This is a genomic window from Halomonas sp. A40-4 (assembly GCF_015767635.1).
In the GTDB taxonomy this organism is placed as follows: Bacteria; Pseudomonadota; Gammaproteobacteria; order Pseudomonadales; family Halomonadaceae; genus Vreelandella; species Vreelandella janggokensis.
Map to the genome: position 1 here is coordinate 942936 of NZ_CP065230.1, position 20882 is coordinate 963817.

General features: G+C 57.3%; 22 protein-coding genes. 15 read left to right on the plus strand and 7 right to left on the minus strand.

The genetic code is table 11. The annotated features are described in order from the left end of the window. Window positions 1-11: 11 nt before the first annotated feature. Complete coding sequence (locus IT895_RS04465; RefSeq protein ID WP_233337366.1) at window positions 12-1184, plus strand: alcohol dehydrogenase catalytic domain-containing protein; 1173 nt, start codon at window positions 12-14, stop codon at window positions 1182-1184. Between the two features lie 18 nt (window positions 1185-1202). Then, window positions 1203-2276 carry a proline racemase family protein gene (locus tag IT895_RS04470; protein ID WP_199284822.1) on the plus strand — a complete coding sequence of 358 codons (1074 nt, stop codon included), beginning with the start codon at window positions 1203-1205 and terminating at the stop codon, window positions 2274-2276. On the opposite strand, the gene IT895_RS04475 is transcribed toward IT895_RS04470, so the two are convergent. Then, on the minus strand, window positions 2237-2449 hold the full coding sequence (locus IT895_RS04475; RefSeq protein WP_199284823.1) for a DUF1289 domain-containing protein: 213 nt from the start codon (window positions 2447-2449) through the stop codon (window positions 2237-2239). The genes IT895_RS04470 and IT895_RS04475 overlap by 40 nt on opposite strands. Window positions 2450-2577: 128 nt before the next feature. On the opposite strand from IT895_RS04475, the gene IT895_RS04480 reads away from it, so the two are divergent. The 5 genes from IT895_RS04480 (at window position 2578) to IT895_RS04500 (ending at window position 8040) form a co-directional block, all read left to right on the plus strand. Next, window positions 2578-3189 (plus strand): flavin reductase family protein, encoded by a 612-nt coding sequence (locus IT895_RS04480; RefSeq protein WP_085917840.1) that lies wholly within the window; start codon window positions 2578-2580, stop codon window positions 3187-3189. A gap of 300 nt (window positions 3190-3489) precedes the next feature. Then, complete coding sequence (locus IT895_RS04485; RefSeq protein ID WP_085917839.1) at window positions 3490-4644, plus strand: ABC transporter substrate-binding protein; 1155 nt, start codon at window positions 3490-3492, stop codon at window positions 4642-4644. Between the two features lie 55 nt (window positions 4645-4699). Continuing rightward, on the plus strand, window positions 4700-6814 hold the full coding sequence (locus tag IT895_RS04490) for a methyl-accepting chemotaxis protein (RefSeq protein ID WP_199284824.1): 2115 nt from the start codon (window positions 4700-4702) through the stop codon (window positions 6812-6814). A 192-nt stretch (window positions 6815-7006) separates the two neighbouring features. Further along, the gene (locus IT895_RS04495; protein WP_085917837.1) at window positions 7007-7576 is read left to right on the plus strand and encodes a DJ-1/PfpI family protein; all 570 of its coding nucleotides are present in this window, start codon (window positions 7007-7009) and stop codon (window positions 7574-7576) included. Window positions 7577-7677: 101 nt separating this feature from the next. Then, on the plus strand, window positions 7678-8040 hold the full coding sequence (locus tag IT895_RS04500; protein WP_085917836.1) for a ribbon-helix-helix domain-containing protein: 363 nt from the start codon (window positions 7678-7680) through the stop codon (window positions 8038-8040). A gap of 4 nt (window positions 8041-8044) precedes the next feature. On the opposite strand, the gene IT895_RS04505 is transcribed toward IT895_RS04500, so the two are convergent. After that, complete coding sequence (locus IT895_RS04505) at window positions 8045-8812, minus strand: DUF1499 domain-containing protein (RefSeq protein ID WP_199284825.1); 768 nt, start codon at window positions 8810-8812, stop codon at window positions 8045-8047. 105 nt (window positions 8813-8917) lie between these two features. Between IT895_RS04505 and IT895_RS04510 the strand changes: the two genes are divergently transcribed. Then, window positions 8918-9274 carry a hypothetical protein gene (locus IT895_RS04510; protein ID WP_233337367.1) on the plus strand — a complete coding sequence of 119 codons (357 nt, stop codon included), beginning with the start codon at window positions 8918-8920 and terminating at the stop codon, window positions 9272-9274. 27 nt (window positions 9275-9301) lie between these two features. Here the strand turns inward: IT895_RS04510 and IT895_RS04515 are convergent, their stop codons facing one another. Further along, window positions 9302-9514: a DUF3820 family protein gene (locus IT895_RS04515; RefSeq protein WP_085917834.1), complete on the minus strand. Its 213-nt coding sequence runs from the start codon at window positions 9512-9514 to the stop codon at window positions 9302-9304. 182 nt (window positions 9515-9696) lie between these two features. On the opposite strand from IT895_RS04515, the gene IT895_RS04520 reads away from it, so the two are divergent. Next, window positions 9697-10122, plus strand: a complete 426-nt coding sequence (locus IT895_RS04520) for a VOC family protein (protein WP_066321605.1) — start codon at window positions 9697-9699, stop codon at window positions 10120-10122. 24 nt (window positions 10123-10146) lie between these two features. Here IT895_RS04520 and IT895_RS04525 read toward each other — a convergent pair whose 3' ends face one another. Then, on the minus strand, window positions 10147-11067 hold the full coding sequence (locus IT895_RS04525; protein WP_199284826.1) for an AraC family transcriptional regulator: 921 nt from the start codon (window positions 11065-11067) through the stop codon (window positions 10147-10149). A 197-nt stretch (window positions 11068-11264) separates the two neighbouring features. Between IT895_RS04525 and IT895_RS04530 the strand changes: the two genes are divergently transcribed. Together IT895_RS04530 and IT895_RS04535 are read left to right on the plus strand one after the other, a co-directional pair. Continuing rightward, window positions 11265-12311 (plus strand): NAD(P)-dependent alcohol dehydrogenase, encoded by a 1047-nt coding sequence (locus tag IT895_RS04530; RefSeq protein WP_199284827.1) that lies wholly within the window; start codon window positions 11265-11267, stop codon window positions 12309-12311. 176 nt (window positions 12312-12487) lie between these two features. Then, complete coding sequence (locus IT895_RS04535; protein ID WP_199284828.1) at window positions 12488-14176, plus strand: methyl-accepting chemotaxis protein; 1689 nt, start codon at window positions 12488-12490, stop codon at window positions 14174-14176. 48 nt (window positions 14177-14224) lie between these two features. Here IT895_RS04535 and IT895_RS04540 read toward each other — a convergent pair whose 3' ends face one another. After that, window positions 14225-14992 carry a class I SAM-dependent methyltransferase gene (locus tag IT895_RS04540; protein ID WP_085917830.1) on the minus strand — a complete coding sequence of 256 codons (768 nt, stop codon included), beginning with the start codon at window positions 14990-14992 and terminating at the stop codon, window positions 14225-14227. A gap of 241 nt (window positions 14993-15233) precedes the next feature. Between IT895_RS04540 and IT895_RS04545 the strand changes: the two genes are divergently transcribed. Both IT895_RS04545 and IT895_RS04550 read left to right on the plus strand, forming a co-directional pair. Next, complete coding sequence (locus IT895_RS04545; protein WP_085917829.1) at window positions 15234-16184, plus strand: formate/nitrite transporter family protein; 951 nt, start codon at window positions 15234-15236, stop codon at window positions 16182-16184. Between the two features lie 139 nt (window positions 16185-16323). After that, window positions 16324-16953, plus strand: coding sequence for a hypothetical protein (locus IT895_RS04550; RefSeq protein ID WP_085917828.1), 630 nt, complete (start codon window positions 16324-16326; stop codon window positions 16951-16953). On the opposite strand, the gene IT895_RS04555 is transcribed toward IT895_RS04550, so the two are convergent. Further along, window positions 16946-17488 carry a PadR family transcriptional regulator gene (locus IT895_RS04555; RefSeq protein ID WP_199284829.1) on the minus strand — a complete coding sequence of 181 codons (543 nt, stop codon included), beginning with the start codon at window positions 17486-17488 and terminating at the stop codon, window positions 16946-16948. The two genes, IT895_RS04550 and IT895_RS04555, sit on opposite strands and share 8 nt — an antisense overlap. A gap of 124 nt (window positions 17489-17612) precedes the next feature. Here IT895_RS04555 and IT895_RS04560 point away from each other — a divergent pair, with 124 nt between their 5' ends. Then, window positions 17613-17981, plus strand: a complete 369-nt coding sequence (locus IT895_RS04560; protein WP_085917826.1) for a DUF2306 domain-containing protein — start codon at window positions 17613-17615, stop codon at window positions 17979-17981. 135 nt (window positions 17982-18116) lie between these two features. Here IT895_RS04560 and IT895_RS04565 read toward each other — a convergent pair whose 3' ends face one another. Next, the gene (locus IT895_RS04565) at window positions 18117-19052 is read right to left on the minus strand and encodes a glycerophosphodiester phosphodiesterase (protein WP_199284830.1); all 936 of its coding nucleotides are present in this window, start codon (window positions 19050-19052) and stop codon (window positions 18117-18119) included. 181 nt (window positions 19053-19233) lie between these two features. On the opposite strand from IT895_RS04565, the gene IT895_RS04570 reads away from it, so the two are divergent. Beyond that, window positions 19234-20832 carry a PQQ-dependent sugar dehydrogenase gene (locus IT895_RS04570; protein ID WP_199284831.1) on the plus strand — a complete coding sequence of 533 codons (1599 nt, stop codon included), beginning with the start codon at window positions 19234-19236 and terminating at the stop codon, window positions 20830-20832. The last annotated feature ends 50 nt before the right edge of the window (window positions 20833-20882 follow it).

The following is a 20882-nucleotide window of genomic DNA, read 5'->3' on the forward strand; positions in this document are numbered from 1 at the left end:
GAGCCCAGCGAATGGCAGACGCAAATGCTAGTTCAACGCCGCCGACAACCATGGCGGCCATGCTGCTAACCGGGCATGGCGGTATCGAAAAGCTTGAGTACCGTCAGGATGTGGCGACCCCCAAACCCCAGGCAGGCCAGGTCCTGGTGCAGGTCACGGCGACGGCTAAGAACAATACCGATCGTAAGGCCCGCGAGGGACTGTACCCTACCAAGGACAAGGGCGACGTGACCTCGTTTGCCATGGGCGGTGAGCCCACGCTGACGTTCCCACGCATTCAGGGCGCCGATGTGGCGGGCCGTGTCGTGGCGGTGGGCGAGGGCGTTGATGCTTCGCGGATCGGTGAGCGGGGGCTTCTGGATTTCAATCTGTATGCCGATGATCGCCGTGATATCAACCTGACCCCGGATTACTATGGCCACGGGGCCGATGGTGGCTATGCCGAGTACATCGCCGTACCGTCTGACCAGTTTCACCACGTGCCCAACCCGGCGCTGCACGATGCCGAGCTTGCCGCCATGGGGATGTGTTCCTACCAGACGGCCTACCACATGATGACATCCGCCGGGATCGGCGCCGGAGAGCGTGTGCTGGTCACCGGCGCAAGCGGCGGGGTGGGGACGGCGCTGATTCAGCTTTGCCGGGTAGTCGGCGCGATTCCCTACGCCGTCAGTCAACCCGATAAAGCCGATGCACTTCTCGCCCTGGGGGCCGAGGCGGTGATCGACCGCGGCGATTTACCCACCTTTGTCGATCGCGTGCTGGCTACCACCGACGGCCAGCCCATCGACGCGGTGATGGACCTGGTTGGCGGTGAGATGACCAACCTGTTCATCGATACCATGATTGTCGACATGCAGCACCGTAAACGTTACCCGCGGCTTTCCATCGCCGGGGCCAGCGGCGGCAATCTCAGCGAGGTCATGTGGACGCGCATCTACCTCTACCAGGTGCAGATCTTTGGGGTCTCTCACGGCACGCGGGAAGAGGCCGAACAGCTCATTGCCTGGATTCGTAGCGGCGAGTTGAAGCCGGTGTTGCATGCGGCCTTCAAACTGTCCGAACTCCATGACGCCGAGCGCTATTTCGTCAATCGTGGCAGTAACTATCTTGGCAAGATCGTGATTGTCCCGGATAGCCAATGGGAGTCCCATGGCGCTCCGTTTGCCCTTAACGCTTCCTAACTGCAAAGAGTCCGGCGAATGAATACTCAACATACCATCCAGTTAATGGACACCCACGCGGGAGGCGATGTCAGCCGTATTGTAACGGGGGGTATTGATCACCTTCCGGGCAATAGCGTCCGCGAGCAGATGGAGTATCTGCGCGATGATGCCGACGGCCTGCGTCGGCTGTTGCTTGAAGAGCCCTACGGCATTCCCGAGATGTCCGTAGACCTGCTGGTGCCACCCAACGACCCGGAAGCCGTCGCCGGTTATATCATCATGGAAGTCATGGGCTATCCGATCTATTCGGGGTCCAACACCTTGTGCACCGCCACGGCAGTGCTGGAAAGCGGTATCGTACCCAAGCAGGAAGGCATCCAGCGCTTCAAGCTCGAAGCCCCCGCCGGCCTGGTGCAGGTAGAGGCCAAGGTACATGACGGGGTCGTAGAGTCGGTCACCTGTGGCGGTCTACCGAGCTATATCGACACCTACCGTGAGACGATCGACGTGCCCGGCATCGGCCCCGTGACCTACTCGGTTGCCTATAGCGGTGGCTTTTATGCGCTGGTGGATGCGGCTGAATTAGGCTTCAAGTTGACCCTGGAAGAAGAGTCGGCGTTGGCGCTTTGCGCGCATAAAATCGTGGAAGCCATCAAGGCTGAGCGCGGTTTTTCCCACTACACCCTGGGGGATGTCGGACCGCTGCCGTTCCTGCACTTCATGGGGCCTGAAGAACAGGTCGCCGAAGGTTATGTGCGTTCCCGCTCAACGACCTACGTGCATCCCGGCGTTATTTGCCGCAGCACCACCGGTACGGGAACGTCCGCGCGGCTGGCGTTGATGCATTACGAAGGACGACTCAGGCAAGGTGACAAGCTGGAAACCGTGTCACTGCGCGATACAGGCTTTATCGGCACCTTCATCGATACCCACCAGGAAGGCGCTTATCAGGTGGTGGAGAACACCATTACCGGGCGCAGTTACGTGCTGGCGCACTCGGATATCGTGATCAACTGCGATGATCCCCTGGTTAACTGCGGTGAGCTTCACCACATCCTGAGCGATCGCCATCACCCGCCACGCGCTGAATTACCGTCAGAGACGACATAGCCTTCGGCCTCAATACGTTGCCACACCGGGGCCTTGTCGGCCTCGGTCATCTGCCCCCAGCAAGCGATTTCATCCAGACGTCGCCCGCAACCTTCACAAAGTGATTGGGTCGGTTCTATGCGGCAGATCTGACGACAGGGGGAGAGCGGACGGTCAGGGAGGGATGAAGTCACAGGTATCGTAAACCTCTTGGAGATAACAAAACGGCGGCTAATACTGACATGCCAAGGGTAACATGTCTTTGCGTATTAGCTGGGTGTGGTAGCGTGATGACTCCTTTTGTCTGCGATGAGGAAACGCCATGCATTATTTGCTCGACGAAACGCCGCTTGAAGCGGGCACTCTGTATCGGCTGCTATCCGGCTCGGTTTGCCCTCGCCCGATTGCCTGGGTAGCGACCCAGGACCGCCAGGGCAATGCCAATCTTGCCCCTTTTTCTTTCTTCAATGTCGTCAGCGTCGATCCGCCCGTGCTGGGGTTCTCGCCGTTACAGAACGGCCAGGGCCGCAGCAAGGATACCGTGCGTAACCTGGAAGAGAATCCCGAGTGTGTGGTGCATGTCGGTAGCGAAGCATTGGTCGACGCGCTCAATACCACCAGCGCAAGCCTGCCACCCGGCGAGGATGAATTCACCCTGGCAGGACTTGAAAAAGCCGCCATGCCCGGTGTGTCGGTCCCCCGCATTGCCAACGCGCCGGTTGCGTTCGGTTGCCGACTGCGCGACATCATTCGCTTTGGTGACCAGCCCATGTCAGGCAATCTGGTGCTTGCCAACGTGATCTCCCTGCATCTTGACGACGATGTCTGGGACGGTCGACACGTCAGCCTGGAAATACTCAACCCTGTGGGTCGACTGGCAGGTAGTGACTATGTTCGCACCACCGACCGTTTCGCGCTGCAACGCCCCCGCTAAGCTGGCAACGAATGAATCAGACCCTGCTTAACAAACGTTTGTTTACATACTTCGCTACAATGTTTACTTAGAAATTAAGGATAATTGTCCTTTAGTCCTATATTCTGCGGCCGATAGAACTGTTGGGGGGTGATCACGCAGTGGTTATGCGTGGTGACCTCTACAGCGCTATAACACTGTTTTAAAAATGTTTTTAGAAATGTTTTTAAAAGTGTTCTTAAAAAAAGTGCTGAGACAGCCGTGCCTGGCAATCAAGCTGTACTCGGCAATAAAGCGGGCAAGCAGATAAAGGAGGGGGCAATGCGACGATTTTGGATAGCGTTACTGGCGAGTGTGGTGTCGATTTCGACAGCCCACGCGGAACTCAAGTTTGCCATTGTAGCACCCGACAGCGGGCCGGCCGCATCGCTTGGGCAGGGCATGAAAAAAGGTATCGACACCTACTTCGCTGAAGTCAACGCGTCCGGAGGCGTCAATGGCGAAACGCTGACGCTTGCCGCCTTTGATGACCGGTATGACCCGCTCAGCGCTGCTCGTCATACCCGCGAAGTCGTCCAGGACGAGGATGTCCTGGCAGCGATCGGTAATGTGGGCACTCCCACCGCTACCGTCACCATACCGATTTACAACGAAGCCGAGACGCTGCTGTTCGGCGCTTTTACCGGCGCGGGAGTGCTACGCAAATCGCCTCCCGACCGTTATGTCATCAACTACCGCGCAAGCTATGTGCAGGAAACCGCCGCCATGGTGGATGGCCTGATAGAGGCAGGCATCGAGCCCCAAGAGATTGCCTTTTTTACCCAAAACGACAGCTTTGGTGACGCGGGCTATAACGGAGCCAAGCAAGCGCTTGAGGCGCAGGGCTTTACCGGCACCGATAACCTGGCCCATGGCCGCTTTTCTCGCGGTACCCGCAATGTCCATCAGGGGCTGGCCACCATTCTGCAAGCTGCTGAAACACCCAAGGCGGTGATTATCGTGGGTACCTATGGCCCCGCCGCCGACTTTATTCGCGAAGCCCGCCAGGATATGCCCGACGCCGTATTCCTCAATGTGTCCTTCGTCGGCAGCCAGGCGCTGTTGAACGAGCTGGGTGACCAGGCAGACGGCGTGATCGTGACTCAGGTTGTACCGCCACTGGATTCTGATCTGCCGGCGGTCGACGAATATCGCCAGGCGCTTGATGCGTATGCCGATGGCAGTGAACCCGACTTTGTTTCCCTGGAAGGTTATCTGGCGGCAAAACTGTTTGTGGAAGGGGTTAAGGCGGCAGGTGATTCGCCGGATCGAGAAGCCATTGTTGACGGCCTGCTTGGTCTTGGCGAGATCGATATCGGCCTTGAGGAGCCGCTGCATCTGGGGCCTGACGATCACCAGGCCAGTGACAGTGTCTGGCCGACGATTATTACCGATGGCCAATTCGAGTTAGTCGAGTGGTCAACGCTGCTGCGCTAACGCTCATACCCGCCGCTATTACGTCATTTACCCTGATACGAGCGAAGCTAGTCTAATGAAAAAAACACTCAGTTTACGTGCCATGTTGATAGGCCTGTTTCTGGCCGCCGTTATCGGTGCCGTTGTACTGGCCGTCACCGGCTGGGCAACCAATCAGCGCTTGATCGACTCACAGCGTTACATCACCAATGATGTGATGCCATTGCAGAATGCCAGTCGCGAAATGGTGTCGACGATGGGCGCTTTTGGCCAGCGTCATGCCGATCTGCTGGCGGCTGAAAGCGAAGCTGACATGGCTGACATTACCCCGCGGGAGACGCTTGATGAGCGTTTCAGCCAGGCGCGCAATGACCTGGCTGCCGACGATGCCGAAACCCAGTCAAGCCAGTTGGCCGCTCTCGATGAGCACTACCAGACCCTGCTGGAGAGCGATACTTCACTGCAAAACGTTCGTCAGGAAGAGCTTGCCCTGCAAGCACAGATGGATGAAAAGCTCGCCGAGATGCAGGCGCTGATCGGCGAGGTCATGAACAGTGCCGGCGATATTGCCGGAAGGACCGCGCTGGTTCAGGTGCGTGAACAACGTGCGCTTGAAGACCGCCTGAATGCCTGGCGCCAGGACGGAATGACAACATTGCCTACCGGTCTGCTGGATAACCTGTTCAGCAATGAAGCCGATGTCACCCGGCTAAGCAGTGAAGTGCGCATTGCTGTGGCGATGCTCGCCGATTTGGGGCGACGCTTGATGCAGGTCGAAAGTGAAGATGAACTGGTCAATCTGCGCTATAACCAAATTGGTCAGCAAATTGGTTTGGCCCGCCAGTCGTTGGCAGGTATTACCCGTTCGCCAAGCACCGATACCGAGCAGATGGAACTGGTGAACGGGCTGGATGACATTATTGTCGAGCTGGAAAGCTTGATGATCAGTGACGACAGTTCGGTTTATGCCTTACGCCAGCAGCAGTTGGACCGCCAGGCACAGGTCCAGAATGAGCTGAATAACGTCAGCCAGGCAATGGCGCAAATGGGCGACGCCTTGACAGACGTGGAAGCTTACGCGGTAGAGCAGGCCGACACTGCCGCTGCGCAGGCCGAAGCGCTGGCCAATGCAGGCCGTACGCTATTGATCGTTGTGACGCTTGTGGTCATTACGCTGCTGGCAATTTTCGGCTGGCGTACCATGGTACGGGTACTGGGGCCGCTGACGACCATGCGTCGACAGATGGAAAATATCAGCGGTGCTGCCGGTGAAAGCGCTGATCTTTCCATGCGCCTGGATCTGCACCGTAACGACGAAGTCGGGCAAACGGCCCAGGCCTTCAACCGCATGATGGATACCTTTGAAGGGATGGTGGCGCAAATTCGCCAAAGCGCCGAGGCGATTGCCGCGAGTAGCCGACAGATTGCCTCGGGTAACGAAAACCTTTCCCAGCGTACCGATCAACAGGCGGCTTCGCTGGCGGAAACCGCCTCCAGCCTTGAGCAGATCACCGCGACGGTCAAGCAGACCGCCGATTATGCGGATCATGCCAAAGGCGCGAGCACCAGCGTTGACCAGCGCGCCCGTTCTGCTGGCGATGTCGCTCAACGGACCACCGAGGCGATGGGTAACATTCGCGAATCCAGCGAAAAAATCACCAGCATTATCAAGGCGATTGACGATATTGCCTTTCAGACCAACCTGCTGGCGCTGAATGCATCGGTGGAAGCGGCGCGGGCGGGCGAGCAGGGCCGCGGTTTTGCCGTGGTGGCCCAGGAAGTCCGCAAGCTGGCAGGGCGAAGCGCTGAGGAAGCGGCACAAATTCGCCATCTGGTCGACGACAGCGTGGCCAAGGTCAGCGAAGGCGAGCACTTGGTCAACGCGTCCAGTACCCACCTCCAGGAAATCGTCGATAGCCTGGGTGAAGTCACGCGCTACGTGACGGAAATCGCTCAGGCGACCCATGAGCAGTCGTCCGGCATCGAGCAGATCAATCAGGCGATTGCCCAGTTGGATCAGGTGACCCACCAGAATGCCCGCCTGGTGCAGGAGGCTTCAACCGAAAGCCAGACGCTCGACGAGCGAGCCGGCGACATGAACCTGCTGGTAAGCCGATTCCGGGTTGGTGAAGACGCCGGTCAACGGCATTTATCACTGCCGGAGCAAAAGGCCGCGCCTCGCCTCAGCTAACGCGTACGCTCTACCCACCGTCATCACAGTATGTGGAGATGGTGGGTAGTGTAGTAATGGCCTACTACCCGTCTTTTACCCACGCTTGCTACGCTCAATACACACGCGACTCCGCGTGGTAACGCTATCTTGAGCAATGCGGTTGTTGATTAATGATTGATAACCTCGTTGCTGATAACAAGGAGACTTGAGATGAGCAGCAAGCGCATTTTAATGATTACCGGCGACTTCACCGAGGATTATGAAACCATGGTGCCGTTCCAGGCGCTAATGGCGGTGGGCCACCAGGTAGATGCGGTATGCCCCGACAAAAAAGCGGGGGATAGCGTGGCGACGGCGATCCATGATTTCGAAGGCGACCAGACCTACACCGAAAAACCCGGCCACCGATTCGCGCTCAACGCGACCTTCGCCGATATCGATCCGGCGGATTACGATGCCTTGGTGGTGCCCGGTGGTCGTGCGCCGGAGTATCTTCGCCTGAACAAGCAAGTGCTCACCATGGTGCAGCACTTTTTCGAGGCCGATAAACCGGTAGCAGCGATCTGCCACGGTGCGCAGCTGCTAGCGGCTGCCAAGGTGCTGGACGGCAGGCAGTGCTCCGCTTATCCGGCTTGTCAGCCCGAGGTAGAGCTTGCCGGGGGGCGCTTCGCCAACCTGGAGGTGACCGATGCAGTAACCGACGGCAATCTGGTGACCGCGCCCGCATGGCCTGCACACCCTGCCTGGCTGGCCCAGTTCATGGCGGTACTGGATCGCTGACATCATCGCCGCCCAACGATCATCCTACGCCCAGGTTATCTGGGCGTAGTCCTGTATGGCGGCTATGCTGGAAACATGAATCACGGTGAAGAGACGGTGTGATGTGCAAACTGTTTATCGATGCAGACCCCACGCTTTGGCAAAGCGCCAGCCACTCACTGCGCATTGACGGCATGGTGACCAGCGTACGTCTGGAGAATTATTTCTGGCAGATACTCGGTGAAATTGCCCGGCGTGACGGTATGAACACGGCGCAAATGATCACGCGGCTGTATCACGAGTCCATAGCCGCCGGGCATGATGCGGGCAACTTCACGTCGTTTTTGCGCGTATGTGCGCTACGCTACCAGGCCTTACAGTTAAGCGGGGATATACCGCAAAATCTGGAGGTGCCGATTGCGTCGCTGGATGCCGAGCAGATGGTTTGTCGCGACACTATTCCACAGGCAAAGCAGGTCCACTGACGCTCTATTCAAATCGCTCACCCAGGCGATCAAGGAAGGTTTCAATGCGTAATGCGTTGGTACCGACATCGCTTGCGCCCAGCCGCGACGCCGAGCGCATATCCACTCGTACGCCGTTTTCCTGCTCGGTCAGGCGAATCACCACGTCATCCTTGAAGCCAAACCAGGGGGTGGTGGCCGTTGCCTCAATGGTATTATCAGTCATCGTTTCAATCTGCCAGCCAGCGGCTTCCACTTCTGCCTGAGCCGCGCCAAGAACGCTCGGCGCTGGTGCCGATACCACGAGAGGCTCCACCTCAGGGTAAGCTTCCTGTTGTTGGCGGGCGGTTTCTTCACCGGGATAATCAACGGCGTTGGGCGCGGCGTCTCTGGCATCGCGCAAGGCATCAAAGGCCGGTGGGTTCTGCGTGTCGGTGGTAATATCATGAATCATCGGTGCCTGCTGAGCACGCTGCCAATGCTGCCACGGCAAATAAAGCAGCGCGACGGTGCCCGAAAAGACGACAATCGCCACGACACCCGCGCCAAAGCGGCGGGTCATCGCGCCGGCGATCAGCAGTAGTAGGCTCAGCGCCCCGGCAGCAGCGGCCACGTACACACCATAGCGCAGCAGGCTGAAGGCATCACCGAGTGCGATGAGCTCCCAACGGTAAGCGGGGCCTGCCAGGCCCATCAGTATGGCGGCCCCGAGCAGAGCAAGCACGCTCAGCCATGCCAATAGGGTAGGCCATTTGCCCCCTTTCGGGTGCTGAGCGCTTGATTGTGTTGCCATGCCTTTCTCCCAGCGTTCAAAGCGTTAATATATTCAGGATATCTTCAGCATAACCAGCTATTGATCGGTATGCCTGTTTTCCCGACCAGAGAGCCTCTGACCACGATGACCCAGCACGATACCTACACCACGATGGCAAAACAGGTGCGCACATTGCTGGCAAACGCACCTCGCGATGCATTGCCCATGACCTATCAGCAGGTGGCGAACGCGCTAGGGCTTACGCCACCCCGTACTATCCAGCGCGTTGCTCAGGCGCTCGAGCAACTCATGGAAGAGGATGTGGCCGCCGGTCAGCCAATGGTCGCGGCATTAGTCGTCAGTCGCCAAGGTGCCGGTCTTCCCGCCGCTGGCTTTTTTGATCAGGCGGTGGCTCTGGGGCGTTTCCCTGCCGACGCCCGCCAACATGAAGCGTTATATATCGCTGAGCGTGACAGGGCGCTTGAATCTCGACATGCTTGAATTTCGAAACGACCCGTTGCAACCACGCTATCCTTTGCGCAGTGGGTCGAGCAGGCCGCTCAGGCCGTTATGGTCGATCTCATGCATTAAATGTAGCAGTTGACCGATTTCGCCGGTTGGAAAACCCTCCCGCGCAAACCAGTTCAGGTAGGGCCCGGGCAAGTCGGCAATAAGCCAGCCTTCATATTTGCCGAAGGGCATTTTACGTGTCACCAGCTTTTCCAAGTCTTCTGGGTTCACCTGTTGATTCCTATAACGCTTGATGGAAGCACCTTTTATCGTTTCAAAACGCTATTATCAACGCGTAATGGATTTTATTTTTGTACGGCGCGCTCTAGGATAAGGCAATTCAGCCTGGCTGGCGCAAGGCGTTAGCCAACCCAAAAGTGGTATGAACACAACTCACCTTTCAGGAGATAACCATGAGCCTTTCCCCGTTTCATCTGGCGATTCCCGTCTACGACCTGAATGCCGCGCGGGCGTTTTATAACGATGTGTTTGGTTTGTCTGAGGGTCGCTCAAGCGATCACTGGGTCGACTTCAACTTCTTTGGTCACCAGTTGGTGATCCATGAACACCCCAAAACGCCAGGCCAGGAAGAGGTCCATACCAATCCGGTCGATGGCCACAATGTGCCGGTGCCGCATTTTGGTGTGGTGCTTGGCTGGGATGAATGGGAAGCCTTGGCAGAACGCCTCAAGGCCCGTGATACCGACTTCGTGATTGAGCCTTATGTGCGTTTCAAGGGCGAAGTGGGCGAGCAGGCCACCATGTTCCTGCTCGACCCGTGTGGTAACGCGCTGGAGTTCAAGGCCTTCAAGGACATGAGCCAGCTATTCGCCAAATAGCCCTTTTTTCGAGATAACACAGTCTCAAGAGCGCATGGCCTGCTCCTGGCGACGATGCTGCAACGGCGCGTCGCCAAAATAACGCTTATAGTCGCGGCTGAATTGCGGCACGCTACGGTAGCCCACCGCCTGTGCCGCCTGACTGACGTTATGGTCGTCCTGAAGCAACAGCTGTTGGGCCTTGATCAACCGGAGTTGCTTGATGTACTGGGTCGGCGATGCGCGAGTAATTTGTTTGAAGTGCTGATGAAACGTCGAGGGACTCATACTCGCCTGCCGGGCTAGCTGATCAACGCTGTAATCATTGGCAAAATCGCGATGCAGCAACGACAGCACTTGAACGATGCGTGCGTAATGTCCGTGGCCGCGCACCAATGCCTTGAGCGCCTGCCCCTGCTCTCCTTTCAGCGCCTCAAATACCACATCGCGTATCCGTGCGGTGCCCATTGTGTTGAGCTCTGAAGGCTCATGAAGGGCATGCACCAGACGTAATACGGCCGCCTGCATGCCTGGTGTCATGGCCACCGATGCCATGGGCAGCGTGGTCTGGCTGTGGCTGGGTGCATCGCCCATGGTGGTGACCATCTCGCTGAGCAGGGCTGGCTCCAATTGAATGGAAACCCCCAGCAAGGGCGCTTCAGGCGAGCCGTAGGTTTCACACTCGAACGGCAATGGCAGGGTTTGTACCAGATACTGGCCCGGGTCGTAATGAATTTCCCTGTCCCCCAGGTAGCCAATCTTACGGCCCTGGGCGATGATAATCAGACTAGGCTGGTAAAGCAGCGGCGTTCGCGGTTGGTGGCGGTCAAGACTGAGGAGCGATACCCCGCTTAGCGCGGTAGGCGTCATGCCTTGCTGATAAACCAGTGGGGTAATCAATTCGGCCAGCTCGCTGATGACCGGTGTCTCCTCGCCGTCGTCAGGGTTGGCTACGTCGATCGGCATGTCGGCCTCATGATAAAGTTTTGTTGATAGGATAATTATGACAGTTTTCTAAGGATCTTTTGTTATTTTATAGCAATTATATGGAGGATCATGCAAAAGTTTCGTAGATTCACTCATCGCTAAAAGCGCTCTTGAGGTCGATACTGGGAGCCAGTCCCTAGTTTTCAGGGAATCATCCGAACAAGGAGCTTTATTTGATGAGCGAAGCAAAAGCCTACGCCGCCTTTTCTGCAGAAAAACCGCTAGCCCCGTTTACCTTTGACCGTCGCGAACCCCGCCCAGACGATGTCGCCATTGATATCATGTACTGCGGCGTTTGCCATAGTGACCTGCATTTCGCCAAGAATGACTGGGGAATGACCCAGTACCCGATTGTGCCCGGTCACGAAATCGTCGGCCGCGTTACATCTGTTGGCGACAAGGTAAGCCGCTTCAAAGAAGGCGATATTGTCGGTGTTGGTTGTATGGTGGATTCCTGCCGTACCTGCTCGGCCTGCCAGGATGGCGTAGAACAATATTGCCTGAACGGGTTTACCATGACTTACGGTAGCGAGGACCGTCAGGATGGCACCATGACCCAGGGCGGTTACTCCAACAAGATCGTGGTCAGCGATCACTTTGTGATGAAAATGCCAGATGGCATTGACCTGGCGTCTGCGGCGCCGATCTTATGCGCCGGTATCACTACCTATTCGCCGCTCAAGCATCACGGTGTGGGTGAAGGCCACAAGGTGGGCGTCATCGGCATGGGCGGCCTGGGCCATATGGGCGTCAAACTGGCCAAAGCGCTGGGCGCTGAAGTCACCGTGTTTACCCGCTCGGACGCCAAGGTAGAAGAAGCCAAGCGCAACGGTGCGGATCATGTTGTGGTATCCAGCGACCAGGCACAGATGGACACCGTGGCAGAGACCTTCGATTTCATGCTCGACACCGTGCCGGTCCAGCACGATATCAACCCATATCTGGCGTCTCTCAAGTACGACGGCACACACATCATTGTGGGTCTGTTGGAGCCCATTGAGCCGGCCATTGAAGGTTTCAATCTGGTCTTCAAACGCCGCGTGGTCGCCGGGTCGCTGATTGGCGGCATTGCGGAAACCGAGGAAGTGCTGCAGCTGTGTGCCGACCAGGGGATTACCTGCGATGTTGAAATGCTGGATATCAACAACATCAATGAAGGTTTTGAGCGCATGGAAAAAGGCGATGTTCGCTACCGTTTTGTCATCGACATGGCAACCATCTAACGCCTTGCCGTTAGTCCAACGCTAGCTTACGTGACTGCCCGGTGATGAGCTTTCTGCCCATCACCGGGCTTTTTTGTGAGACTAACGTCTAAATTTTCCTAATGTGACTTCATTTTCGGCGTTGCCTGCCGATAGGCCTTGATACCTATTCTTAAAAACCCCAAGGGATCAACAGGATGAAGCACCTCTCGATTAAATGGAGCCTGACCGCCGCGCTGGTTATCTTACTGCTGATGATTGGGCTGATTGGCGGGCTGGGCTTCTATTCGAACACCACCAGCGAAAATGCGTTGAACGAGCTGGCCATCAACAACGGAGAGTTGGCCAACGCCGCCAACCGCACCCAGGTCAACGCATTGCGCGCCCAGATTTTTCTCGATCGCTATGCCAGCTTCAGCATGCAAGGGAACCCGGCAAAAGGCCAGGAGAGCCAGGCGATGGCCCAGGCCGCCATTGAGGCCGCCGACGAGCGTTTCGAGCAGTTCCGACAGGTTGAGCTTGCCGAGGATGATCCTCGCAATGAGTACGTTGACGAGATGGTATCGACCTACGATGCGTTCGTGACCGAGGGCATTAAACCTCTGCTGGAGGCAGCACCGTTCCAAGTCCAGCGCAGCCAGGAAGAGTTAAGCGAGCTGGGTATCGCCTTCGACGATGCCATGCAGGCGTTCACCCATTATGCCAATCAGCGCAGCGACGAAATGCTGGTCGAGGTTTCTTCGCTGAACCGTATCGTCGGCATTATCGCCATTGTCCTGTTGGTCGCGGCCGTACTGGCGACGCTGATCATGCGCATGGTGATTGTTCGCGGACTGGTCACGCCGCTGCGAGAGGCGGTGGAGCACTTCGAGCGTATCGCCAGCGGCGACTTGACTGCCGACATCGAGGACCGGGGACGTAACGAGGTAGGTCAGCTTTATAAAGGGTTGGCCTATATGCAGACCAAGCTTAAATCGTTGGTGGTCTCGCTGCGCGAAAGCAGCGATAGCGTATTCAGTGGTACTGGGGATATTTCCGCAGGCAGCCAGGACCTTTCCGCACGTACGGAACAGCAGGCTTCCGCACTTCAGCAAACCGCCTCCAGCATGGAGCAAATGGCCACCGCGGTGAGCCGCAATACCGAAACCGCCCAAGAGGCAGATCAGCTGTCGGTGTCGGCTTCGCAGTCAGCGGAAAGTGGCGGCAAGGAAGTGGCCCATACGGTGCAACTGATGCGTGATATTGCCACCAGTGCCGAGCGCGTTAACGACATCATTGGCGTGATCGACTCAATTGCCTTTCAAACCAATATTCTGGCATTGAACGCTTCGGTAGAAGCGGCGCGGGCTGGCGAACAGGGGCGCGGATTTGCCGTGGTTGCCAGCGAAGTGCGCCAGTTGGCAAGCCGCAGTGCCGAATCGGCTAAAGAAATCCGCCAACTGATCGAGGCCACCACCGGCCAGATTCATCAGGGTGCGCAACAGGCCGAGAGAAGCGGTGAAACGATCAATGACACCGTGGATTCCATCCGCCAGGTCACCACCCTGGTAAGCGAAATCTCCACCGCCACGCGGGAACAGAACAACGGCATCGAACAGATAAACGCCGCCTTGACTGAAATGGACTCGGTGACCCAGCAAAATGCCGCGCTGGTGCAGCAAACCAATGTGGCCGCTGCCTCGCTGGAAGGTCAGGCAAAACAGCTTGCCGCCCTGATGGCCACCTTCCGCCTGGAAGAGGGCGGTGCTGCGCTGTCCAGCGCTGATACTCGCAAGCCGGATGTCTCGCAGCCGAACGCCACACTGGCGGCGCCGGGTTCAGAACCCCCACGCAGCAAGCAGACAGCGACGGCGCAACAGGATAACGATGATTGGGACGAGTTCTAGCAAAGCGTAAGGCGCGTCCCCGCCTCAAGCGAGGCGGGGACGGGCGGGTCAGACTCGAGCAGATACCCTTAAACGGACATAGTCGGCGGTCCAGTTGCCCTGTGCATCGCGCAGGCTGTGGCCCAATAGAAGTTGGGTGTTGTCGATCACTGATTCACGCAAATCATCTTCCAAACCATGGAAGAACGGATTGGCGAAGGTGTTCAGCCAGCCGGTCATGCCGGCGGGAAGTCGCGTTGGGCGAGGGATAAGCTCAATCGACTCGACCTTGAAGCCGACGGTTTCCAGCAGGTGGCGATAATCTTCCGCCGTTGGGAAATACCAGGGGTGGCGGCCACGCGCGCTGATACCGCGGAACTGCAGGGCGCCAATCAACGCAGTGCAAATGGCGGCGACGTTGCCATGCCCGCCAAACTCGGCGACAAAACGCCCGCCCGGTTTCAGGGCGCGTTTGATACTGGCCAGTACCGCTTGAGGGTCGAGCATCCAGTGCAGCGCTGCGTTGCTGAAAACCGCGTCGAACTCCTGATCGAACGGCATCTGGTAGGCGTCCATGACCCGCGCGTTCAGCCCGCGCTCCTGGGCGGCACTGACCATGTCTTGCGAGGCATCGATTCCCACCACCTCAGCCCCGCTCTTGGCGATGCGCTCGGTTAGTACGCCATCGCCGCAACCCAGGTCCAAAATCCGTTCACCCTGCTTGGGGGCAAGCAATGCAAGCACTTCGTTGCCCATGTCGGGGACAAAGTTGGCATGCTGGGCATATCCTTCAGGGTTCCAGGATTGCCGAGTCGACTGGCGTGATGTATCGGTCATAAATGCATCCAAGCGTGGTGTTCCGTTAAAACCATTGACTAAGTATAGCGTGACATCGGGGTTGGTGCGTTGTGCGCAAGACGTTTTACTGCAACCCAAGCGTTGGTTTTTGTATCTGAAGGGACCTGAGTAGGTAAGGTCGCTCCGGAAGCATTTGGCTATCCAATTCTCAGGGTTACCGCTAGGCTAGTAGCCTGTTGTTTTGTTGGATATTTGGATTGTTGGCAGAGGACGCAAGGTTATGAACCAGGAAGTGCATCACGCAGAAGATGATTTTGAAGGTGGCCTGGATGCGGAGGCGGCCGGTGAGCAAGAGACCGACGACACCATCGAGCGTTCAAAGCGAAACACTGAGAATGCCGAGCAGCAAGAGGCCAAAGAACTTCCTTCTCAGGCTGCCGCCGTTCACCAGCGGTTGCGCATGGATGGCCAAAAGGAGCTGGCGCGCGGCTCGATGGCACTGCTGCTGTCGGCGGTGGCCGCGGGCATCTCGATGAGCTTTTCCATGGTGGCACGGGGTGTCATGCACGCCAAACTGCCGGATAGTGATGTGGGGTTTCTGATCGAGTGCCTGGGTTACACTATCGGCTTTATTGCCGTGATCCTGGCCCGCCAGCAGCTGTTTACGGAAAATACCGTGACGGCGGTATTGCCCATTATGAGCAACCCGACACGGAAAAATTTTGCTTTCCTGGGGCGTCTCTGGAGTGTGGTGCTCGTCGGTAACTTATTGGGCGCGGCACTTTCTGCTGCCACGTTTCTGTATATGCCAATGTTTGACGCGGCCACTCATGAGTCGTTTACCGCGATTGGCGAGCACATGATGGAAAACTCGCCCTACGAGATGTTTGCCAAGGCCATTCTCGCCGGCTGGATGATTGCCACGCTGGTGTGGCTGATTCCCGCGGCCGGGCAAGCCAAGGTGTGGGTCATCATCATTATTACTTACGTCATGGCGATCGGCGAGTTCACCCACATCGTGGTGGGTGCGAGCGAAGGGTTTTACCTGTTGCTGATCGGTAATATCAGTTGGAGCGAGCTGGTGTTCCAGTTTGGCCTGCCCACGCTGGCGGGTAACGTGATCGGGGGTACCTTTATTTTTGCGTTGATCAGCCACGCACAAATTCGCGGCGACAAGGATCTTTCCGTGAAGGCCAAGCCGGACGACGCCAACGGTGGATCACGCGATTAGCGTTGACAGCCTGCCCGCGGGGATCAACTTCGCCGGTATGCCCAAACGCTAGTTGGGGGGCAGCAGGCATGCTCAGGTGAATTGGCTATACTCGGTTGTGAAGACCCCGCATAACAACAACGTGGCTCAGGAGGATCCAATGACCCTACAGCGTGCCTACTGCCTGCTGGCAGCCTTTTATAGCCTGTTATTGGTAATCGGCATTATTGCCATATTGATGGGTGGCGGTACGCTGCTCGCGGCGGTGTATCTGGTCGTCGGTTTTTTTGCCGTGCTGGGGCTTTGGGGAATAAGCCTTCAGCGCAGCGTGATGAACCCGCGTATGTGGCGACCGCTGGCGGTTGCACTGGCCGTGGGTGCGGTCGTGCAATTTGTGGTGATGCTGCAAATGTCGGTGTCAGGTGTCACCCTGACATGGGTATTGACCAGCAGCATCTTTGCCATTCTGCTGGCGATTATGCTCTATCACTACGGTAACCGCGACCAGCCGCTGTGGGCCACGGAAGACGAGAGAAGTGATGCAAACCGATTACGGGTCATGCTCCAGCAGCAAACAGCGCTCACTGCGGTTCACCGCGAAGGCGAGCGCGAAAACCATGCCAACGTTTTCAAGGTAGGTAACGAGTACGAGGCCAATATCACCCGCCACTCGCCGGAAGGTCAGGAAGCTTTCAGCGAACGCTTCCGCCATCCCGAGTCGTTGGTGTTCTTCCTGGAAAAATTTGCCAGTATATCGATCAACGATTTTCAAAGGCCCACCGCTAACTGATTGCCTCGCGATCTTCCTCTAGCACTTCATCGATCCAGGCCAGCCAGGTCTGGGTCAAGCGTTTGCCCAGGAGCAACGTGTGCCACGGGGCGCGCTCGTGCGGGTGAAGTGAGTCGGGAGAGGAAAACCACGCCGACTCAATAGCCTGGTAGCTATCCATCCGTTCTTCCAAGGTGTTGCGCAGCGAAGCCAGTTCCGCATGGCGGGCGTCGGCTGGCCAGCGTTCCCAGACAAAGAATTTGGCAAACAACGGCGACCTCACGGGTTGGGGCCCCAGTGGGCTGGCCAGCCACGATTCCAGAAATGCAATTCCTTCCGAGGTAATGTGGTAAACCTTGCGATCCGGCTTGTCGTATTGGGCCACGGTCTGACAGCTCAACAGTTGCTCTCGCTGCATTTTGTCCAGCTCACGGTAAATCTGCTGGTGGCTGGCCTGCCAGACATGAGCGAGTCCTGTCCTGAAACGCTGTAGAACGTCGTACCCAGTACCCGGTTCGCGTTGTAGTGTGATAAGCAGTACGGCTCGTAATGACATGGATGGCCTCGTTGCATTTATGCATATTGTTGCATACTGAGCGCGTCGCTACTATGCTTCTTGATATGCAACAAGTTGCATTTAATGTCAGAGCGTTCAGGATCAGAGGCGCGAGAGGAATGTGGTGTTAACGTTACATCTGTGGGCATCGTTTACAGGACTTGGTGTAGGCGTAATCGTATTGCTAAGGCATAAAGGCGACTGGCTGCACAAAACCTTGGGCATAGCGTGGGTATCTGCAATGGTGGCATCGGCGCTCAGCTCCTTTTGGCTGGGGGGTGGGGTGTTTCCCATGATCGGTCATTGGGGCCCTATCCACCTATTATCGTTGTGGATGCTGGTAGCCATATCGCTAGCGCTTCTGGCGATCCTGCAGGGCCGTGTCCGAGATCACAAACGATGGATGCTTGGCGCTTATGTCGGCTTGTTAGGCGCCTTTATCGGCACATTGATGCCTGGGCGGTGGGTCTCGGCTCAGTTGGGCATCTGGTGACAAGGAGTAGTGAATGTTTCTAGGATTGAGTGCTTTTCCGCTCACCCCCATGAACGAGCACAGGCCCGATGAAGACGCGTTCCGCTAGAAAAAACACCCGGCCGTGGCCGGGTGTGATAGTGCGTGAAACAGTGGTTACTCGACGAGTTCGAGCAGGCGGTCAGGATAGTTGGTGAACAGACCGTTGACGCCCATGTCCATCAGACGCTCCATTTCCTCGGTTTCGTTGATGGTATAGACGTGCACCGGCAGGCCGTTTTCCTGGGCTTGCTGGACAAAGTCGGCGTCAATGACCTCCTGGCCGTCATAGAGGTAGTTCGTGCCGATGCCCACGGCGTAGTCGGCAACTGCCTGGAAGTCTTCATCGGTAATCTCGGCGGGGCCCGGTGTTACGCCTGTCCACTCCACCAGTGTCGAATCGTCTTCTTCGCTGGGGTAGTACCACACCAGCTGGATCAGCGGTACGTCGTCGTTAAGTTCCTGCACTTTCAACAGGCTGTCCTGCTCGAAGGACTGAACAAGGACGCGACCGTTCTCGATCATGTCGTATTCTTCCAGCTTTTCCACCAGCGCTTCTTCCAGGCCCGGGTTCAACTGGGGCGACTTTGTTTCGATGTAGTAGCGGGCATCGTGACCAAAGTGTTCGAACAGCTCATCCAGGGTGAGCATCTGCGCCCCTGCAAAGTCATCGCTGGCGCTATCGGGGTTTGCCTCGTTGAACCAGGTGCCGGTATCCAGCGCCTTCAGCTCTTCCAGGGTGTAGTCGTTGATCGCGCCTTCGCCATCGCTGGTGCGGTCGATGGCGTCATCATGAAACACCACCACTTCACCGTCGGACGAAAGCTGGGCGTCCAACTCCAGGTAATCAACCCCCCACTCATGGGCCAGTTCGTAGGCCGCCATGGTGCTCTCCGGCGCATGGCCGCTGGCGCCCCGGTGGGCGATGACTTGAAACGATTGCAGATCTTTTAGCTGCTGCTCCAGCGGCGAGGTATCCGCCAAGGCGGCGGTCGTGGCAGCACCAGCGAAAAGACCCATCGATACGGCGGTCACTAGCGGAAGACGTTGCATAATTGTTTCCCTTTATTGAATGTTCGTTTAATAACACTACCCGCTTTCGAGGATTATGCCAAATGAGCGACGTATCGATATTGATGTGTCTTAACAATAGAAAAGTCGCTGATCTCACTGAATTACCCAGAAGCTGCTAGTCTGTGAGACAGGCAAATTATCCCATCTTCCGAGCAGATTGATGACCCAACCATCAGGCATATTTTCCAGCGTTATCCCTTTTGTAATCGCCCTGCTGGTAGGCGTGGTCCTGGGTAGCGTGGTGCAAACCCAGCTCAACCTGGCAGCGATACAGTCGATGGGCGTGGCAATACCGCCAGCCGTAAGAATCAACACCACATGGCAGGATCTGCTCAGTTTTGCGCCGCTTTACGCACTGTTGTTTGGCGTGGGTTTCGTTGCTTCCCAGTCCTTGGCCTTGCTGCTGTCCCGTCAACTGGGCGGTCGGTATTCAATACCGCTGTGTGGGGTCGCCGGGATTGTCGGGCTCTGGGCCACGTTGTGGCTGGTTAATACCCTAGCCCCACCGCCCACCTTGATTGCCGCAACGCGTGGTGCTGGCGGGCTTGTTGCCATGCTGGCGACCGCGGGAGTGGCCGGTACCGTGTTCGCGGGGCTGCGTCGACGTGTCCAAGATGCCAATCGCCCGCGCGGCTTTTCCGGTTTCGCGGTGTTGCTCGCTGTCGGTGGTTTGGCCACGGTATTGCCTGGGATTAGCCAACCGGCCCAGGCGAAGGCCGACCTGCCGTATCATATTGAAACGCTTGCCGACGATTTAGCGCACCCTTGGTCGCTGGCCTTTCTGCCCGACGGGCGGATGCTGGTCACCGAGCGCCCGGGCCGGCTACGGCTGCTGAGCAATGAAGGGGAAACACTGGTGGAATTGCTGGGCGGCGTGCCGGAGGTATTTGCCGCTGGGCAAGCAGGGCTGTTTGATGTGGCGCTTTCACCGCAGTTTGAAGACGACCGGCAGGTGTATCTCAGCTACGCCTGCGGCACTGCACATGCCAACCACACCTGTCTGGCCCGGGCCACACTGGCAGAGAACAGCCTGGAAAACGTCAGCGAGATATTTCGTGCTCAACCCGCCAAGCAGGGCGCTGCCCACTTCGGCGGGCGCATCGCCTGGCTACCGGATGGCACCCTGATACTGACCCTGGGCGATGGCTTTGATTACCGCGAGGAGGCACAGAATCTGGGCAATCATATCGGCAGCCTTGTGCGGCTAAACCCAGATGGCAGCGTGCCCCAGGACAACCCCTTTGTGTACTACGGTGAGGCTCGCCCGGAAATCTACAGTCTCGGGCACCGCAACGTACAAGGGTTGGTGTTCGACAACCAACAACAGCGGCTTATCGCCCACGAACACGGCCCGCGGGGCGGTGACGAGATCAATATCATCGAAGCAGGTGCTAACTACGGCTGGCCAATCGCCACGGGTGGGCTGGATTACACCGGCGCACGGGTGACGCCGTTCGAAGACTACCCAGGTACCGAACCACCGACGCTTGAATGGACGCCCTCGATTGCACCTTCCGGCATGGCGCTCTACAGCGGTGAGCTGTTTCCCGAATGGCAGGGCGACTTGCTGGTCGGCGCACTGGTCAATAAAGAAGTGCGCCGCGTCCGATTATCTGATGACGGCTCAAGTGCCAAAGACGTAGAAGGGCTGTTCGGCGAGCTGGAAGAGCGCATTCGCGATGTGCGCCAAGGGCCGGATGGCGCGATCTACCTGCTCACCGACAGCCCGCAGGGCAGGTTGCTGAAAGTGATACCGTAGCCTGGATTTCTCATGGCCCTTTCAGTCACTTTCTTTTCTGTCCCATGAGA

Coding starts and splice junctions, on each gene's coding strand:
- IT895_RS04465 (WP_233337366.1), top strand. CDS start 12: ATGGCAGACGCAAATGCTAGTTCAACGCCGCCGACAACCATGGCGGCC.
- IT895_RS04470 (WP_199284822.1), top strand. CDS start 1,203: ATGAATACTCAACATACCATCCAGTTAATGGACACCCACGCGGGAGGC.
- IT895_RS04480 (WP_085917840.1), top strand. CDS start 2,578: ATGCATTATTTGCTCGACGAAACGCCGCTTGAAGCGGGCACTCTGTAT.
- IT895_RS04485 (WP_085917839.1), top strand. CDS start 3,490: ATGCGACGATTTTGGATAGCGTTACTGGCGAGTGTGGTGTCGATTTCG.
- IT895_RS04490 (WP_199284824.1), top strand. CDS start 4,700: ATGAAAAAAACACTCAGTTTACGTGCCATGTTGATAGGCCTGTTTCTG.
- IT895_RS04495 (WP_085917837.1), top strand. CDS start 7,007: ATGAGCAGCAAGCGCATTTTAATGATTACCGGCGACTTCACCGAGGAT.
- IT895_RS04500 (WP_085917836.1), top strand. CDS start 7,678: ATGTGCAAACTGTTTATCGATGCAGACCCCACGCTTTGGCAAAGCGCC.
- IT895_RS04505 (WP_199284825.1), bottom strand. CDS start 8,812: ATGGCAACACAATCAAGCGCTCAGCACCCGAAAGGGGGCAAATGGCCT.
- IT895_RS04510 (WP_233337367.1), top strand. CDS start 8,918: ATGACCCAGCACGATACCTACACCACGATGGCAAAACAGGTGCGCACA.
- IT895_RS04520 (WP_066321605.1), top strand. CDS start 9,697: ATGAGCCTTTCCCCGTTTCATCTGGCGATTCCCGTCTACGACCTGAAT.
- IT895_RS04525 (WP_199284826.1), bottom strand. CDS start 11,067: ATGCCGATCGACGTAGCCAACCCTGACGACGGCGAGGAGACACCGGTC.
- IT895_RS04530 (WP_199284827.1), top strand. CDS start 11,265: ATGAGCGAAGCAAAAGCCTACGCCGCCTTTTCTGCAGAAAAACCGCTA.
- IT895_RS04535 (WP_199284828.1), top strand. CDS start 12,488: ATGAAGCACCTCTCGATTAAATGGAGCCTGACCGCCGCGCTGGTTATC.
- IT895_RS04540 (WP_085917830.1), bottom strand. CDS start 14,992: ATGACCGATACATCACGCCAGTCGACTCGGCAATCCTGGAACCCTGAA.
- IT895_RS04545 (WP_085917829.1), top strand. CDS start 15,234: ATGAACCAGGAAGTGCATCACGCAGAAGATGATTTTGAAGGTGGCCTG.
- IT895_RS04550 (WP_085917828.1), top strand. CDS start 16,324: ATGACCCTACAGCGTGCCTACTGCCTGCTGGCAGCCTTTTATAGCCTG.
- IT895_RS04555 (WP_199284829.1), bottom strand. CDS start 17,488: ATGTCATTACGAGCCGTACTGCTTATCACACTACAACGCGAACCGGGT.
- IT895_RS04565 (WP_199284830.1), bottom strand. CDS start 19,052: ATGCAACGTCTTCCGCTAGTGACCGCCGTATCGATGGGTCTTTTCGCT.
- IT895_RS04570 (WP_199284831.1), top strand. CDS start 19,234: ATGACCCAACCATCAGGCATATTTTCCAGCGTTATCCCTTTTGTAATC.